General features: G+C 71.1%; 16 protein-coding genes. 10 read left to right on the top strand and 6 right to left on the bottom strand.

Annotated elements, in window-relative coordinates; translation table 11 throughout:
• Nucleotides 1–4: 4 nt before the first annotated feature.
• Nucleotides 5–1,000, top strand: a complete 996-nt coding sequence (locus M9914_08180; protein MCO5174156.1) for a DHH family phosphoesterase — start codon at nt 5–7, stop codon at nt 998–1,000.
• A gap of 34 nt (nt 1,001–1,034) precedes the next feature.
• Here the strand turns inward: M9914_08180 and M9914_08175 are convergent, their stop codons facing one another.
• Nucleotides 1,035–1,922: a hydroxymethylglutaryl-CoA lyase gene (locus tag M9914_08175; protein MCO5174155.1), complete on the bottom strand. Its 888-nt coding sequence runs from the start codon at nt 1,920–1,922 to the stop codon at nt 1,035–1,037.
• A 212-nt stretch (nt 1,923–2,134) separates the two neighbouring features.
• On the opposite strand from M9914_08175, the gene M9914_08170 reads away from it, so the two are divergent.
• The 6 genes from M9914_08170 to dtd all read left to right on the top strand — a co-directional run bounded on the left by M9914_08170 (nt 2,135) and on the right by dtd (nt 6,217).
• Nucleotides 2,135–3,790, top strand: a complete 1,656-nt coding sequence (locus M9914_08170) for a DNA repair protein RecN (GenBank protein MCO5174154.1) — start codon at nt 2,135–2,137, stop codon at nt 3,788–3,790.
• Between the two features lie 137 nt (nt 3,791–3,927).
• Nucleotides 3,928–4,152: a hypothetical protein gene (locus M9914_08165; protein MCO5174153.1), complete on the top strand. Its 225-nt coding sequence runs from the start codon at nt 3,928–3,930 to the stop codon at nt 4,150–4,152.
• A 138-nt stretch (nt 4,153–4,290) separates the two neighbouring features.
• Nucleotides 4,291–4,719 carry a hypothetical protein gene (locus M9914_08160; GenBank protein ID MCO5174152.1) on the top strand — a complete coding sequence of 143 codons (429 nt, stop codon included), beginning with the start codon at nt 4,291–4,293 and terminating at the stop codon, nt 4,717–4,719.
• 51 nt (nt 4,720–4,770) lie between these two features.
• Nucleotides 4,771–5,385: a uracil-DNA glycosylase gene (locus tag M9914_08155; GenBank protein ID MCO5174151.1), complete on the top strand. Its 615-nt coding sequence runs from the start codon at nt 4,771–4,773 to the stop codon at nt 5,383–5,385.
• 71 nt (nt 5,386–5,456) lie between these two features.
• On the top strand, nt 5,457–5,759 hold the full coding sequence (locus tag M9914_08150) for a DUF1844 domain-containing protein (GenBank protein MCO5174150.1): 303 nt from the start codon (nt 5,457–5,459) through the stop codon (nt 5,757–5,759).
• Nucleotides 5,756–6,217 carry a D-aminoacyl-tRNA deacylase gene (gene dtd, locus M9914_08145; protein MCO5174149.1) on the top strand — a complete coding sequence of 154 codons (462 nt, stop codon included), beginning with the start codon at nt 5,756–5,758 and terminating at the stop codon, nt 6,215–6,217. The genes M9914_08150 and dtd overlap by 4 nt, the downstream gene beginning before the upstream one ends.
• Nucleotides 6,218–6,241: 24 nt before the next feature.
• Here dtd and carA read toward each other — a convergent pair whose 3' ends face one another.
• Genes carA through M9914_08120 form a run of 5 tightly spaced genes read right to left on the bottom strand, consistent with a single transcriptional unit; the run spans nt 6,242 to nt 10,530 of the window.
• Nucleotides 6,242–7,399 (bottom strand): glutamine-hydrolyzing carbamoyl-phosphate synthase small subunit, encoded by a 1,158-nt coding sequence (gene carA / locus M9914_08140; GenBank protein ID MCO5174148.1) that lies wholly within the window; start codon nt 7,397–7,399, stop codon nt 6,242–6,244.
• Between the two features lie 12 nt (nt 7,400–7,411).
• Nucleotides 7,412–8,401 carry an NTP transferase domain-containing protein gene (locus M9914_08135; protein ID MCO5174147.1) on the bottom strand — a complete coding sequence of 330 codons (990 nt, stop codon included), beginning with the start codon at nt 8,399–8,401 and terminating at the stop codon, nt 7,412–7,414.
• Nucleotides 8,398–9,417 (bottom strand): prolipoprotein diacylglyceryl transferase, encoded by a 1,020-nt coding sequence (gene lgt, locus M9914_08130; protein MCO5174146.1) that lies wholly within the window; start codon nt 9,415–9,417, stop codon nt 8,398–8,400. Before lgt ends, M9914_08135 begins: the two co-directional genes overlap by 4 nt.
• 59 nt (nt 9,418–9,476) lie before the next feature.
• Entirely contained in the window at nt 9,477–9,962 is a 486-nt protein-coding gene (locus M9914_08125; protein MCO5174145.1) for a DUF456 family protein, read from the bottom strand.
• Between the two features lie 13 nt (nt 9,963–9,975).
• The gene (locus tag M9914_08120; GenBank protein MCO5174144.1) at nt 9,976–10,530 is read right to left on the bottom strand and encodes a MogA/MoaB family molybdenum cofactor biosynthesis protein; all 555 of its coding nucleotides are present in this window, start codon (nt 10,528–10,530) and stop codon (nt 9,976–9,978) included.
• Nucleotides 10,531–10,664: 134 nt separating this feature from the next.
• Between M9914_08120 and sucC the strand changes: the two genes are divergently transcribed.
• Genes sucC through gluQRS form a run of 3 tightly spaced genes read left to right on the top strand, consistent with a single transcriptional unit; the run spans nt 10,665 to nt 13,893 of the window.
• Nucleotides 10,665–11,897 (top strand): ADP-forming succinate--CoA ligase subunit beta, encoded by a 1,233-nt coding sequence (gene sucC / locus M9914_08115; GenBank protein MCO5174143.1) that lies wholly within the window; start codon nt 10,665–10,667, stop codon nt 11,895–11,897.
• Complete coding sequence (sucD, locus tag M9914_08110; GenBank protein MCO5174142.1) at nt 11,894–12,832, top strand: succinate--CoA ligase subunit alpha; 939 nt, start codon at nt 11,894–11,896, stop codon at nt 12,830–12,832. The genes sucC and sucD overlap by 4 nt, the downstream gene beginning before the upstream one ends.
• Nucleotides 12,829–13,893 (top strand): tRNA glutamyl-Q(34) synthetase GluQRS, encoded by a 1,065-nt coding sequence (gluQRS, locus tag M9914_08105; protein MCO5174141.1) that lies wholly within the window; start codon nt 12,829–12,831, stop codon nt 13,891–13,893. Before sucD ends, gluQRS begins: the two co-directional genes overlap by 4 nt.
• Nucleotides 13,894–13,900: the final 7 nt, after the last annotated feature.

The raw sequence follows: 13,900 nt of genomic DNA, 5'->3' as shown, positions 1-13,900 counted from the left end.
TCGCATGTCGCATTTTCTTGACAACCGCGGCGACCCCGGATACCGCCAGGTCCTCGCGGAGATGGCTGCGCGCGCGCGCGCGTGGGACGGTCCCATCGTCGTGACCGCCCATGTGGACCCCGACGGAGACGCGCTTGGCAGTAGCCTGACGCTCGCGCGCGCGCTCCGAGCGCTCGACAAGTGCGTTACCGTCCCCCTGGCACCGCCCTCGTACCTGGCCTTCCTGGCCGAGGACGGCGAGCTGACGACGCCACTAGCGTCCTTCGCGCCCGACACGCTCCTCTTCGTTCTGGACGCGGGCGAGCTCGGGCGCATGGCGGGTGCGCCGGCGCAAGGCGCAGCGGTCGTGTTCAACATCGACCATCACGGCACCAACTCCCGGTTCGGTGACCTGGCCGTCGTCGAGCCGGGCAAGGCGGCGACGGCGATAATCATCAAGGAGCTCGTCGACGCCCTCGGCGTGCCGTGGACGGGCGTATTGGCCACCGCGTGCCTGGCCGGCATCCTCACCGACACGGGCAACTTCCGGTTCGGCAACACCGACCGCGAGGCGCTGACGACCGCGGGGCAGCTCATCGAGGCAGGCGTCGACTACCCCGCACTCACGGACAGGCTGCAGTGGCGCACGCCCGGCTACTTCGCGCTCCTCGGGCGCGTGATGTCGACCGTGACGTTCGACTTCGGCGGCCAGTTCGTCCATGCGGAACTGACGAGCGAGATGCGGCGCGGCAGCGGGGAGGCAGACGACGACTCGGACGACTTCGTTGGCGTCATCAGGTACGCGGAGGGCACCAAGGTCGCCGCGCTCCTGAAGGAGCGGGGCGACGTCGTCAAGGTGAGCGTCCGTACGCGGGCCGGGGCCTCGGCGCAGCGCATCTGCCTCGCGCTCGGCGGCGGCGGTCACGTGGCGGCGGCCGGCGCGACGGTGCCCGGCACGGTCGAGCAGGTGAGAGAGCGCGTCCTACGGGCAGTCGGTGAGGAGCTCGACCGGCTGCGCTAAGGGCCGGGTCGGCCGCGCCAGCGTGAGGACCGCGCTACGCGTCGGCGAGGCCCGCGAGGCGCCTGGCGTCCCGCGCCAGGCGCGCGAGGCGGGTGAGGTCGGGGGCCACCGCGAACCCCTGGTCGACGAGCCACGGCAGGACCGACTCGGTCGGCAGGTTGCCCACGAGCTCGTCGGCCGCGAACGGGCAGCCGCCTACCCCGGCGAGCGCGCCCTCGAACCACCTGACACCGTTGGTCAAGGCGACCTCGACCTTGGCGGCCCAGGCGCGTGGCCGTGAATGCAAGTGCAGACCCAGTTCCTGCGGCCGGTCGACGGCGCTCAACACCGCGCCGACCGCCTCGGCGTCCGCGTCGCCCAGGGTGTCGGCCAACGCCACGCGCCTGACCCCCATGGCCCTGGCCCGCGCGACGGCCGCGGCCGTGACCTCAGGGTCCCACGGGTCCCCGTAGGGGTTGCCGAAGCCCATAGAGACGTAGACGACCACGTCGATGCCCGCCTTCTCGGCCCCGGCGAGCAGCTCCCCCACCACCTCCCAGGCCTCGGCCACCGAAGTGCCGACGTTGCGGCGCTGGAACGTGTCGCTGACCGCCAGCGGGTAACCGACGCTGCTGACGCCGGCGGCCAGCTTCGCCCGCTCCAAGCCCCTGGCGTTCCCCACGATGCATAGGAGGTCGGCCGTGCCCGGAGCTTCGAGGGCGGCGAGCACCGCCTCCGTGTCGGCCAGATGCGGCACCGCCCTGGGGGAGACGAACGAACCGAGGTCCAGGTGGTCGAACCCCGCCGCCAGCAGGTCACGAAGGTGGCCCACCTTGTCCGGAGTGGACGGCGCGACGGGCAGGCCCTGCCAGGCGTCGCGCGGGCACTCGACCCAGGTGACGCGTTCCAAGGGGCCGCCGGCGCGATCCGGTTCCGTTGGCACGAGGCGAGTCTACCGAGGGGGCGAGCACCAGGGCGTGCCCGGAACTGCGTCTCGTGGAGACCTTCCAGTGGTCGAGAGGCCGCGCGACCACCCCCGCGCGGCCGGGTGACTCCGCCGGCCGCGCCGCCGCATGCCGTCGCCGACCGAGCGGGCCTAGGCCGCGACCCCGACGCATGGGGCCCCACGGCGCCCCGTTCCCTATACTTGGTGACGTGCTGCGCACGCTGGAACTGCGTGACTTCGCGATCGTGGACCAGCTGGCGATGGAGCTCCACGCTGGTCTCAACGTGCTCACGGGCGAGACGGGCGCGGGCAAGTCGATCGTCGTCGACGCCCTAGAGCTCCTCGGCGGCGGTCGCCCCGACCTCGCCATGGTCCGGGCCGGCGCGCAGAGCGCGCTGGTGCAGGGCACGTTCGCGGACGCCGGGTTCGAATCGGCCGGGCGGCGCGTGGCCCTCAACGGGCGGCACGCCGCGCGGCTGGACGGCGAGCTCGTCACCGTCGCGGAGCTGAGCGAGGCCGTCGGCGGCGCTCTCCGGGTCTACGGTCAGCATTCGGCCCATCAGCTCCTCGCGCCCGCGACCCAGCTGAGCCAGCTCGACCGCCTCCTGGCGCCCGAGGCGTGCGCCGATCTGAGCCGCCACAGGGAGCTCTTCGCCGAGGCGCAGGCCGTCGCTGCGCGCCTCGGAGCGCTGCGCGACTCGGAGCGCGAGCGCTCCCGGCGGCTCGATGGCCTGCGCTTCGAGCTGAGCGAGATCGACGGGGCCAAGCCGCGCGCCGGCGAGGACGAGGAGCTGGAGGCCGAGCTCACCACACTGCGTCACGCCGAGCGGATAGTCGCCGGCGGCGGCAGGGCCTTGCAGGCGCTCGGGGGCGACGAGGTCAGTGCGCTCACGCTCGCCGCGGAAGCCCTACGCGAGCTGGAGAGCGCCGGTCGCTACTCTCCCCCGCTCGCCGCCCTGGCAGGCGACCTCAGGGAGCTCGTCTCCGGCCTGGGCGCCGTGAGCGGCGAGGTGGAAGGCTTCCTCGCCGACTTCCAGGCCGACCCCAACCGTCTCGACCTGGTACAGGCCCGCCTCGCCGCCCTCGACGCGCTCAAGCGCAAGTACGGCCCCGACCTTGGCGACGTCATCGCCTACCGCGACTTCGCGCTGACCGAGGCGGCGGGTCTGGAAGGGGCGGACGAGGAGATCGGGCTCCTCACCGAGCGCCTGGCGAGCCTGGAGGCGGAGCTGGACGCGCTCGGCGAACGCCTCACGGCGGCCAGGCGCTCGGCCGCGCGTACGCTCACTGAGCAGGTGCTGCCGCTGCTGCACCAGCTCGGTCTGCCTCAGGCGCGCTTCGGCGTGGCGCTCGCCCGGGCCGCCAGGCGCACGCGTACCGGCTCCGACGACGTGGCTTTCGAGTTCGGCGCCAACCCGGGCGAACCGGCTCGGGCCGTGCACGAGGTCGCTTCCGGCGGCGAGCTCTCCCGCATCATGCTCGCGCTGCACCTCGTCACCGGCTCCGACCTGCCGACCCTGGTCTTCGACGAGGTCGACGCGGGGGTGGGTGGCGAGACCGCGAACCGTGTCGGGGCGCTCCTGGCCCGTCTGGCCGCCTCGCGGCAGGTGATCGTCGTCACCCATCTGGCCCAGGTCGCGGCGTTCGCGGACGCCCACTTCAAGGTCGAGAAGCACACGGTCGACGACCGGACCGTGGCGCGCGTGGCGCTCCTGGGCGAGGAGGAGCGCACCGCGGAGCTCGCGCGCCTCCTCTCCGGGACGCTGACGGACACGTCCATGAAGCACGCGCTGGAGCTGCGGGCGATGGCGGCGGCCGGCGTGGCGAACGACGGCGGGCGCGGCCGGAGCGGACGGGTCGCATGAGCGCCCGGCGCGACGAACGTCCCCGGCCGCTGGGATATGCTTAGCGGCATGAGACCTAGTCGACCCGTCCAGGCCCGGGGTTGAGGATGGACGCTGAAGGTCATCACGAAGGGGTTCCGTGCCCGAGTTGCGGCGCGGTGGACACCATCACTTACGTCTACAGCGAGGGCTTCGAGGAGCTCGAGTGTCCGGCATGCGGCTACCGGTCGGACGCCGAGGAGCTCGACCTCCTGACGCGCTACGACGGCCAACTCCTCGAAGGCCGGGAGGGACGGGGGGGTCGGGCGCGCTACCGACTCCCGGAAGGCGAGCCGACCACCAACGACCTGCCGCCGATCCCACGGCGAAGCCTAGAGGCCTGAACCGTGAACTCACCGACCGGCCGCCCCGCGAACGTCGTGCGGCGAGCGGTGCGGTCGGGGTCCGGCAACCACAACGAGCCCGGGGATACCAGGGTCACGCCGCTTACGCGTGGGCGAGCGGACCCGGAAGGAGAGAACATGGACGTCAAGGTCGTGCTCAGCTCGGAGGAGATCATCCGCGGTCTCAAGCATTACCGGCGCATCGCGAAGCAGGACCTGTTGCGGGCGCCCGAGACGGACGACCCGGAAGCGTTCCGCCAGCACGCCGAGGCGCGGCGCGGCGTCTACGCGGAGCTCAGCCAGCTCGCCGAGGTGAAGAGCCCGGACGAGGTGGCCGAGGAAGCGCTGCGCGTATACAAGGACCTCCCGTTCGTCACGGGTTCGGAGAGGCCGGAGCATACCGAGATCAAAGGGCGTGAGAACGCGCTCGAGAACTTCTTCCTGATGATCGGACTCGAGCCGCGTGTCAGGCGCGAGGCGCGGAGCATGCGCCCCAGCCTGGCGGGCGCAGGCGGCCCGTCTGGCGCCCAGGGCGATGACGCCGCCGGCGGCCTGGAAGCCGGCTGAACGGTAGTAGCGCCGGTAGGCGGCCCGAGCACGCATGGTATGACGGAGCACGTGACGCTTGCAGAGCTCGAGCGCGAGGCCGCGAAGAAGCCCCCCGCGCTCTCGGACCTGTCGGACAACCTCGTGTTCGGAGAAGGCGACCCAGACGCCCAGGCGATGTTCGTCGGCGAAGCGCCGGGGGAGGACGAGGACCTGGAGGGGCGGCCGTTCGTCGGCCGCGCCGGCCAGTTGCTCGACAAGGTGCTCGCGTCCGTCGGCATCGAGCGGGGTTCCGTCTACATCACGAACATCGTCAAGTTCCGCCCCCCCGGCAACCGCAACCCGCGACCGGACGAGGTAGCGGCAAGCGAATGGGTGATCCTGGAGCAGATCCGGCTCATCAGGCCGCAGATCCTCGTGACGCTCGGCAACGTGCCGACGCAGTACTTCCTCCGCACTACCGACGGGATAACGAGGACGCGCGGGAGATGGCACGACTGGCACGGGCTGAAGGTCTTCCCCCTCTTCCACCCCGCCTACCTGCTGCGTAACGCCAGCCGCGAGCGCGGCGCGCCCAAGTGGGTGACCTGGAACGACATGAAGGAGCTCAAGCGCGTGCTGGATGCCCTGCCCCCGAAAGAGCCCGCCTTCCACCTCGACACTGCCGAGCAGGGCGGGCTGTTCTGAGCGCCTCGGACCCGGCACCGGAGCTTGACCCGCTAGAGGCGGAAGCGCAGGAGGCAGCCAGCACCAGGTTCATGGGCTTGGTGCATGCGCTGCTCTCGTCGGCCGAGGCGGCGCTGGGCGACGACAGCAGCCCGCTGCGCCTGGCCGGCAGGGACGGGGTGGCCGGCCGCAAGGCGGCGCGCCGCAGCCTTGACCTGCTCGAGATGCTGCAGGTCAAGACGCTAGGCAACCTGGACGCCTCCGAGCGCGACGCGCTCTGGTCGGCGTTGCGGGCGCTGCGCCAGCGCCTGCAGGAGGTCGGCCGGAACGAGCTGCCCGTCCTCGACGCCACCGCGACCGGGTTGACGACGCAAGGCGAACACGAACCGGCGTGAGGGCCCTCGTTCAACGCGTCTCACGCGCACGCGTCACCGTGGCGGAGCGGCTGGTCGGCGAGGTCGGCCACGGGTTCCTCGTGCTCCTGGGCGTGACCCACTCCGACGACGCCGAGGTGACCAAGCGGCTGGCCGAAAAGGTCAGGAAGTTGCGCGTCTTCGAGGACGAAGCGGGCAAGATGAACCTCGACCTGGCGGCCGCCGGCGGCGCCTGCCTGGTGATCAGCCAGTTCACCCTCTACGGCGACGCCCGCAACGGCAACCGCCCCGGTTTCGGCACGGCGGCGCGGCCCGAGGTCGCCGAGCCGCTCTACCTGGAGTTCGTGGCGGCGCTGCGCAAGGCTGGCGTCACGGTGGCGACGGGCGAGTTCGGCGCCATGATGGCGGTCGAGCTCGTCAACTCCGGGCCGACGACCATCTGGCTCGACAGCGACGAACTCTTCCCCGCCAAGGCTTGAGACCCGCCCCTCGAGGGAAGGGCCTCAGCCGGCCGGGGCGACCGCGCGTGAGGCTGCGGGGAGCGCCGTTGCGCCCTCGAACAGGTTGACTTCCTCGATGAAGCGCGTGAACAGGTAGGACGAGTCGTGCGGTCCGGGGCTCGCCTCGGGGTGGTACTGGATGCTGAAGACGGGGTAGCGGGTGTGCGCCATGCCCTCGAGGGTGCCGTCGTTCAGGTTCACGTGCGTGGCGACGAACTGACCGCCAGGGATGGAGTCGATGTCGACCACGTAGTTATGGTTCTGGCTCGTGATCTCGACCTCCCCCGTCACAAGGTTCTTGACGGGCGTGTTGGCGCCGTGGTGGCCGTAGGCCAGCTTACGGGTGCGGCCTCCGACGGCGAGCCCGAGGAGCTGGTGGCCGAGGCAGATGCCGTAGGTCGGCAACAGCCCGAGGAGCTGCCATACGGTGTCGTGCGCGTACTTAGGGCCGCCCGGGTCGCCGGGGCCGTTGGAGAGCACGAGGCCGTACGGGTTGAGGGCCATGATCTGCGCCGGCGTCGTCTGGGCGGGCACGACGATGACCTCCGCGCCGGACTGCTCGAGCTTGTAGACGATGGAGTGCTTGATGCCGAAGTCGATGAGGACGACGCGCGGGTGATCCTGGAACGTGGGACGGGCGTACGGCAGGGGCGTCGTGACCTCCGGCGTCATGTCGCGCCCGTCGATGTCCTCGTGGTCCTTGGCCTCCTGGACGAGCTGCGCCTCGAGTGCGTCGTCCGTGTGGCCGTGATAGATGACGCCCTTGACGACCCCGCCTGAGCGCAGCCGCCTCGTCAGGGCGCGGGTGTCTATCCCCTCGATGCCGACGATGCCGTGCTGCTCCATGAACGCCTGGAGGTCCTGGTTGGCGCGGTGGTTGCTCGCGACCCGGCTGAACTCCCTGACGATGAAGCCGCGCGCGTACGGCCTGTTCGACTCCATGTCGTAGACGCTCACCCCGTAGTTGCCGATGTGGGGGTACGTCATCGTCACGATCTGACCGTGGTAGCTGGGGTCCGTGAGGATCTCCTGGTAACCGGTCATAGAGGTGTTGAACACGATCTCGCCGACGGACTTGCCGTTGGCGCCGAAGGCGTAGCCGTAGTAGACGGTGCCGTCCTCGAGGGCGAGGAGCGCGGGGGGCTTGTTGAGGAGTGACATCGCGCGACTACCCTACCAGTCCCGGCCGGTCCTCACCGTGTGTGGCGGGACGGAGGCGCCCGCGGGCACCTCGGCGTCCGTGAGAACCGAGTAGGCGCCGACGCGCGCGCCCTCCCCCACCCGCGTGCTGCCGCGCAGCGCCACGCCCTGCTCCAGCACGACGTCAGCGGCCAACTCCACCGTGCCGTCGAGATAGGTGGTCGCGGGGTCGAGCATGGTCACGCCGGCAGTCAGCCACGCGTCGACGTAGCGCTCCCTGAGCAGCCGCTCGGCGACGGCGAGCTGCCGCCTGTCGTTGACGCCCAGGAGCTCGCGCTCGTCCGCGAGCAGCGTGCGCACCCTCAGACCGTCGGCCAGGTAGCCTCGCGGCAGGTCGGTGATGTAGTACTCGCCCGCCGCGTTGTCGTTGCGCAGCTCGGCTGCGCGCCTGAACACGTCGTCGTCGAAGAGGTAGACGCCGGGGTTGATCTCGTGGATGGCGCGTTGCTCCGGCGTCGCGTCCTTCTCCTCGACGATCGCGTCCAGCTCGCCGTCCGGGCCGCGCACGATGCGCCCGAGTCCGGTCGGATCGTCGGTCACGCACGTCAGGAGCGCCATGCCCCGCTCGCCGCCCAGCAGGGCGACGAGGGCAGCCAACGTCTCGCTCCTCAGCAGCGGTCCGTCGCCGTTGAGGACGAGCACGTTGCCGCTGAAACCTTCCAACCCCTTGCGGCTCTCGCGTAGAGCGTGACCGGTGCCGTAACCGGTCGAGAAGTCCTGCGTCACGAACGTCACCCCGGCGCCCTCGAAGCGCTCGCGGACCGCCTCCCCCGAGAAGCCCACCACCACGACGGTGCGGCTCGGCTCCAGGGGGGTCGTCGCGTCGAGGATGTGGCGCAAGAGCGGCGCGCCGGCCGCCTCATGCAAGACCTTGTGGAGCTTGGAGCGCATCCGCTTCCCCTCGCCCGCGGCCAGCACCACGACGGCCAGCGGCGGCCGGCCGGAAGTACGCCCGTCCGTCACTTCCCCCCGCCTTTCCGCCCGGCCGCCGGCTTCGGGGAGGTCTGCGCGCGCGCCTTGGCGGCCGCACCCTTCCCGCCGGGACCGGCAGCGCCCCTGACGACGGGGGTCGGCGGCGTGCCGCGAAGCCGGAGCAGCATGTAGACCGCTACGGCGATGATGACCACGCTAGCCAGCTGGGTCATCGTGAAGAGCCCGATACCGGCCTTGTCGAGCCCGTCGGCGAGCACGACGTTCAGGGTGAGGGGGTTGTCGCGGAAGGTCTCCTCGAGCACGGAGCGGAGCACGGAGTACCAGAGGACCATCTGCCAGAACACGAAGCCGGAGGCACGCCGCCGGCGGAGCGCCCACAGGGTGACGAGGAGGACGATCACCCCTATGACCACGCCGTAGACCTGCGTGAGATGCACGGGCCCGCGCACGATCTGGCCTGCACACTGCCACAGCGGGATGTACGAGCCGTCGGAGCAGACGCCCGGGAAGGCGCTCCAAAGGTCGCGGCCGAACACGAGGCGGCCGAAGGCCCCCAGGGTCTCGGTGCCCGGCTCCGGCCACGTGAAGCCGATGGGCCAGTTCGTGAGGCGCCCGCCCGTATCGGTGCCGTTCATGAAGTTCCCGATGCGCCCGCCGATGATGCCGAGACCGGCGATGGGCGACATGACGTCCAGGTACGCCCACATGTCGAGCTTGTGCGCGCGGCAGTACCACCAGGTGGCGAGGACGATGCCGAGGATCCCGCCGTGGATGCTTATCCCGCCCTCCCAGACCTTGAAGGCGTCGATGGGACTACCGCCCGGTCCGAAGAACGCGGACGGGCTCGTGAGCACGTAGACGAGGCGGGCACCGACTATCCCGGCGATGACGAGCCAGACGGCCATGTCGAGCAGCTTCTCCGGGTCGAGGCCGCGGCGTTCCGCGTGGCGGAGGGCCAGGCCGGAGCCGACGAGCACGCCGAGGGCGATGAGCAGCCCGTACCACCGGATGGCGAGCGGGCCCAACTGGATGAGGATCGGATCCATGCGACTCCTAACGCCGCGGGCCGACGTGGTCCACGCGGCGACGCTTCCCTCGAGGCGCGTCAGCCCGAGAAGAACCTCGGGAACACGATCACGCCGATGACCACCATTATTACGAGCTTCGCGACCGTGCCGCCCAGGGTGCCGACGAACGCACCTACGCCTGAGCGTATGGCCGGGTACAACTCGCGTCCGATCAGCAACTCGGCGACGACGGCGCCGACCAGCGCGCCGAACAGGAACCCCCACGGCGGGAACGCGAGCAGGCCGACGAACGAGCCTATGATGCCGCCCCACGTGCCGGCCCTGCCGGCGCCGTAGTACTTCGACCCCAGCCACGTGCCGGCCAGGTCGACGACCTGCGAGAGCACGGCCAGGAGCCCGACGTGGATCAGGACGTTGACGCCGAAGCGGTCGAAACCCATGATCGCCGCGGCCGCGAGCGCCCCTACGGCGGCGATCGGCACGCCCGGCAGCACCGGGAGCACGACGCCGAGGGCGGCCACGACGTAGGCGACGAGGAAGATGGCGAACGCTAGCACGGTCACGGTGGTGAGCGGGTCAGGTTGGGGACCGGAGCTCGTCGTCGGACGGTTCGAGAGCGACGCCGGACGGCATCGGGCCCTCCGCGACCGCGTCGCCCCGGATCTCCTCCACGGCGAACGCGAGGGCGGTGACGACGGCGGCAAGCCCCTTGGAGGCGGACTCGGGCGTGCCCGGCAGGTTGACGATCAGCGTGCCACGCCTGACGCCCGCGAGCGCGCGGTAGAGGGCGGCCAGCGGCTGCGCGTCGAGGAGCGCCGCCCGCAGCGCCTCCGGCAGGCCCGGCACGTGCCTCTCTATCACCTCGGCCGTCGCCTCGGGGGTGCGGTCGCGTTGCCCGAGGCCGATGCCGCCCGTGGTGAGCACGAGGTCGATGTTCCCCTGATCGCACCACACCCTGAGCTTCGCGCGGATCAGGGCCTGCTCGTCGGGCACCTGCTGGTAGTCCACCTCGATGAACGGCCCGTCCTTGAGGACCTGCCGCAGCGCCTGGACCACGCCGTCGTGCTCGCCCGAGGCCGCCCGCTCGTTGGGTAGCGAGGGGTTGACGCTCAGGATCGCCGTGCGGACCATGCCACGACTCTAGCGTGGGCAACCGGCCACGCGGTGTACGTTTATGGTCATCGCCGCTCGCCGCCGGCTCGTGCCTCGCGCGGTAGCCTGTTGCGGCGCTTCGGCCGTGCGGCCGGAGCCATGGAGGGATGTTCTTGAAGATCCACGAGTACCAAGCCAAGGAGCTGATGGCGAGCCGCGGCATCGCGGTGCCCATCGGCAGGGTGGCTCACACCGTCGACGAGGCCGTCGCCGCCGTGCGACCCATCGTGGAAGCGAGCGGCAACCCCGTAGTGGTGGTCAAGTCGCAGATCCACGCCGGCGGGCGCGGCAAGGGCCGCTTCGTCGAGCATCCGGACCTGGGGGGCGTCACCGTCGTCACTAACGGCATCGAGGGCGGCGTCAAGGCCACGGAGGAGCGCGTGCGCGAGCTCGCCAAGGCCATGCTCGGCTCCACCCTCGTCACCGTGCAGACCGGTCCGGCGGGCAAGCGCGTCAACCGCCTCTACATCGAGCAGGGCATCGACATCGCGCGCGAGCTCTACTTGTCCGTCGTGCTCGATCGTTCCACGAGCCACAACCTCGTGATGGCCTCTACCGAGGGCGGCATGGACATCGAGGAGGTCGCCGCCCACACACCCGAGAAGATCCTCAAGGAGGACGTCGACCCGAGCGTCGGCCTGCAGGACTTCCAGGCCCGCCGCCTGGCGTTCGCCCTGGGGCTCTCCGGCGACGCCAACCGCAACGGCGTGCGCTTCCTCAAGTCCCTCTCCGCGCTCGCGACGGAGCTCGATACGGACCTCGTCGAGATCAACCCGCTCGTGGTGACGAAGAGCGGTCGGGTCATGGCGCTCGACGGCAAGCTCAGCATCGACAACAACGCGCTCTTCCGCCACAAGGACGTCGTGGAGATGCGCGACCTCAGCGAGGAGGACGCGGCGGAGGTCGAGGCGAGCAAGTTCGGCCTGTCGTTCATCAAGCTGGATGGGAGCATCGGCTGCCTCGTCAACGGCGCCGGCCTGGCCATGGCGACGATGGACACCATCAAGCAGGTCGGTGGCGAGCCCGCCAACTTCCTCGACGTCGGCGGCGGTGCCACCACCGAGAACGTGACGGCCGCCTTCAAGATCATCACGCGCGACCCCAACGTCAAGGGGATCTTCGTCAACATCTTCGGTGGCATCATGAAGTGCGACACCATCGCCAACGGCGTGGTGGAGGCCGTCCATCAGGTCGGCCTGCAGGTGCCGCTCGTGGTGAGGCTGGAAGGCACGAACGTGGCGCTCGGCAAGAAGATCATCGACGAGTCCGGCCTCAACGTGGTCAGCGCGTCCGACATGAAGGACGGCGCCCGCAAGATCGTGGAACTCGCCGGAGGGGCGAAGTGAGCGTCCTCGTAGGTACCCACACCCGCCTCCTCGTGCAGGGCCTCGGCGAGGCCGGCACGTTCCACACGGACAAGGCCATCGCGTACGGCACCAACGTCGTCGGCGCCGTGCGGCCCGGCAAGGGCGGCCAGTCCGTGCGCTTCGCCGGCGACACCGACCACTCGGGCGTGCCCGGCAGGCCCGACGAGTACGAGGTGAACGTCCCGAGCTTCGACACGGTCAGGGACGCCGTCCTCGCGACGGGCGCCAACGCCACCGTCATCTTCGTGCCGCCGCCGTTCGCGGCCGACGCCATCATGGAAGCGGCCGAGGCGGGCATCGCCCTCATCGTGACCATCACCGAGGGCATCCCCATCGCCGACATGGTGAGGGTCAAGGAGTACGTGCGTGGGCGCGGCGTGCGACTCGTCGGCCCGAACTGCCCAGGGGTCATCACGCCCCACCAGTGCAAGATCGGCATCATGCCCGGCTACATCCACCAGCGCGGGAAGATCGGCGTCGTGAGCCGCTCCGGCACGCTCACCTACGAGGCCGTCAAGCAGCTCACCGACAACGGTCTCGGTCAGACGACGGCCGTCGGCATCGGCGGCGACCCCGTGAACGGCACCAACTTCATCGACGTGCTCGAGCTGTTCAACGCCGACCCGGAGACCGAGGGCGTCATCATGATCGGCGAGATCGGCGGGAGCGCGGAAGAGGACGCCGCCGCCTGGATCAGCGCGAACATGCGCAAGCCGGTCGCCTCGTTCATCGCCGGCACTACCGCCCCTCCCGGCAAGCGCATGGGCCACGCCGGTGCGATCATCTCCGGCGGCAAGGGAACGGCCGGCGAGAAGATCGCGGCGCTGGAGGCCGCAGGCGTGGTGGTGGCGACGACGCCGTCCGACATGGGCAGCGCCATGCTGAGCGCCATGCGCAAGGCTGGCAAGGCCTGAGCGAAGGGACCACCGCCGGGCCCGGCACCGCGCGGGCCGCGGCCGACCGTTACCGCGGCCGGTTCGCACCCTCCCCCACCGGCTACCTCCATCTGGGCAACGCCCGCACCGCGCTCCTGGCGTGGCTGCGGGCGCGCTCGTTCGGCGGCGAGCTCGTCATGCGCGTCGAGGACCTCGACGGGCCGCGCACGCGCCCGGAGGCGGTGCTCGGCAACCTCGAGGAGCTGCGCTGGCTGGGCCTCGACTGGGACGAGGGGCCCGACGTGGGCGGCGCGCACGCCCCCTACCTCCAGAGCCTGCGCTCGGCGGCGTACGCCGCCGCCTTCGAGCGTCTGCAAGCTGCCGGCACCGTCTTCCCCTGCTACTTGTCGCGCAAGGACATCGCCGAAGCCTCCTCCGCCCCGCACGGCGCGCCGAGCGGCGACCGGCCCGGCGAGCCGTTCGGCGCCGGCCGGCCGGCCGGCGCCGAGCGCGTCTACGGCGAGGCGGAAAGGGCGTTGAGCGCCGGGCTGGCGCGTGAGAAGGCCACGGCCGGCGCCTCACCGAGCTGGCGCTTCGCGGTGGCCGCGGCGGCGGTCGAGTTCACCGACGCGTGCGCCGGCCGGGTGCGCCTCGACCTGCCGCGCGACGTCGGCCACTTCGTCGTGCGCCGCTCCGACGGGCTCTGGGCCTACCAGCTGGCCGTGGTCGTCGACGACGGCGCGATGGGCATCACCGAGGTCGTGCGCGGCGCGGACCTGCTCACCAGCACGGGAGCCCAGCTCGCGCTCTACGCCGCGCTGGGAGCGCCGCCCCCCGCCTTCGCGCACGTCGGGCTCCTGGTGGACGCGGGCGGCGAGCGGCTGGCCAAGCGCCGCGGGTCCCTCACCCTTCACGAGCTCAGGCACGCCGGCGTCCGACCGGAGCGGGTGCTGGGGCTCCTGGCGAGCACCATCGGGGTCATGGCCCGGCCTGCGGAGCTGGACGTCGGCGAACTGCGCGCCGCGTTCGACCCAGAACGGCACGGCTGTGGCGGGGCTCGGCTCTCGCCCGAGGAACTCACCTGGCTCCACGCTCAGTAGCCGCAAG

This window comes from Trueperaceae bacterium (genome assembly GCA_023954415.1).
In the GTDB taxonomy this organism is placed as follows: domain Bacteria; phylum Deinococcota; class Deinococci; order Deinococcales; family Trueperaceae; genus JAAYYF01.
This window is presented reverse-complemented; position numbering and strand designations above follow the sequence as displayed.

Bases quoted from the DNA above. Each gene is read 5' to 3' on its own strand.
- M9914_08180 (MCO5174156.1), top strand. From the start codon at position 5: ATGTCGCATTTTCTTGACAACCGCGGCGACCCCGGATACCGCCAGGTC.
- M9914_08160 (MCO5174152.1), top strand. From the start codon at position 4,291: ATGGACGTCAAGGTCGTGCTCAGCTCGGAGGAGATCATCCGCGGTCTC.
- M9914_08150 (MCO5174150.1), top strand. From the start codon at position 5,457: ATGGGCTTGGTGCATGCGCTGCTCTCGTCGGCCGAGGCGGCGCTGGGC.
- carA (MCO5174148.1), bottom strand. From the start codon at position 7,399: ATGTCACTCCTCAACAAGCCCCCCGCGCTCCTCGCCCTCGAGGACGGC.
- lgt (MCO5174146.1), bottom strand. From the start codon at position 9,417: ATGGATCCGATCCTCATCCAGTTGGGCCCGCTCGCCATCCGGTGGTAC.
- M9914_08120 (MCO5174144.1), bottom strand. From the start codon at position 10,530: ATGGTCCGCACGGCGATCCTGAGCGTCAACCCCTCGCTACCCAACGAG.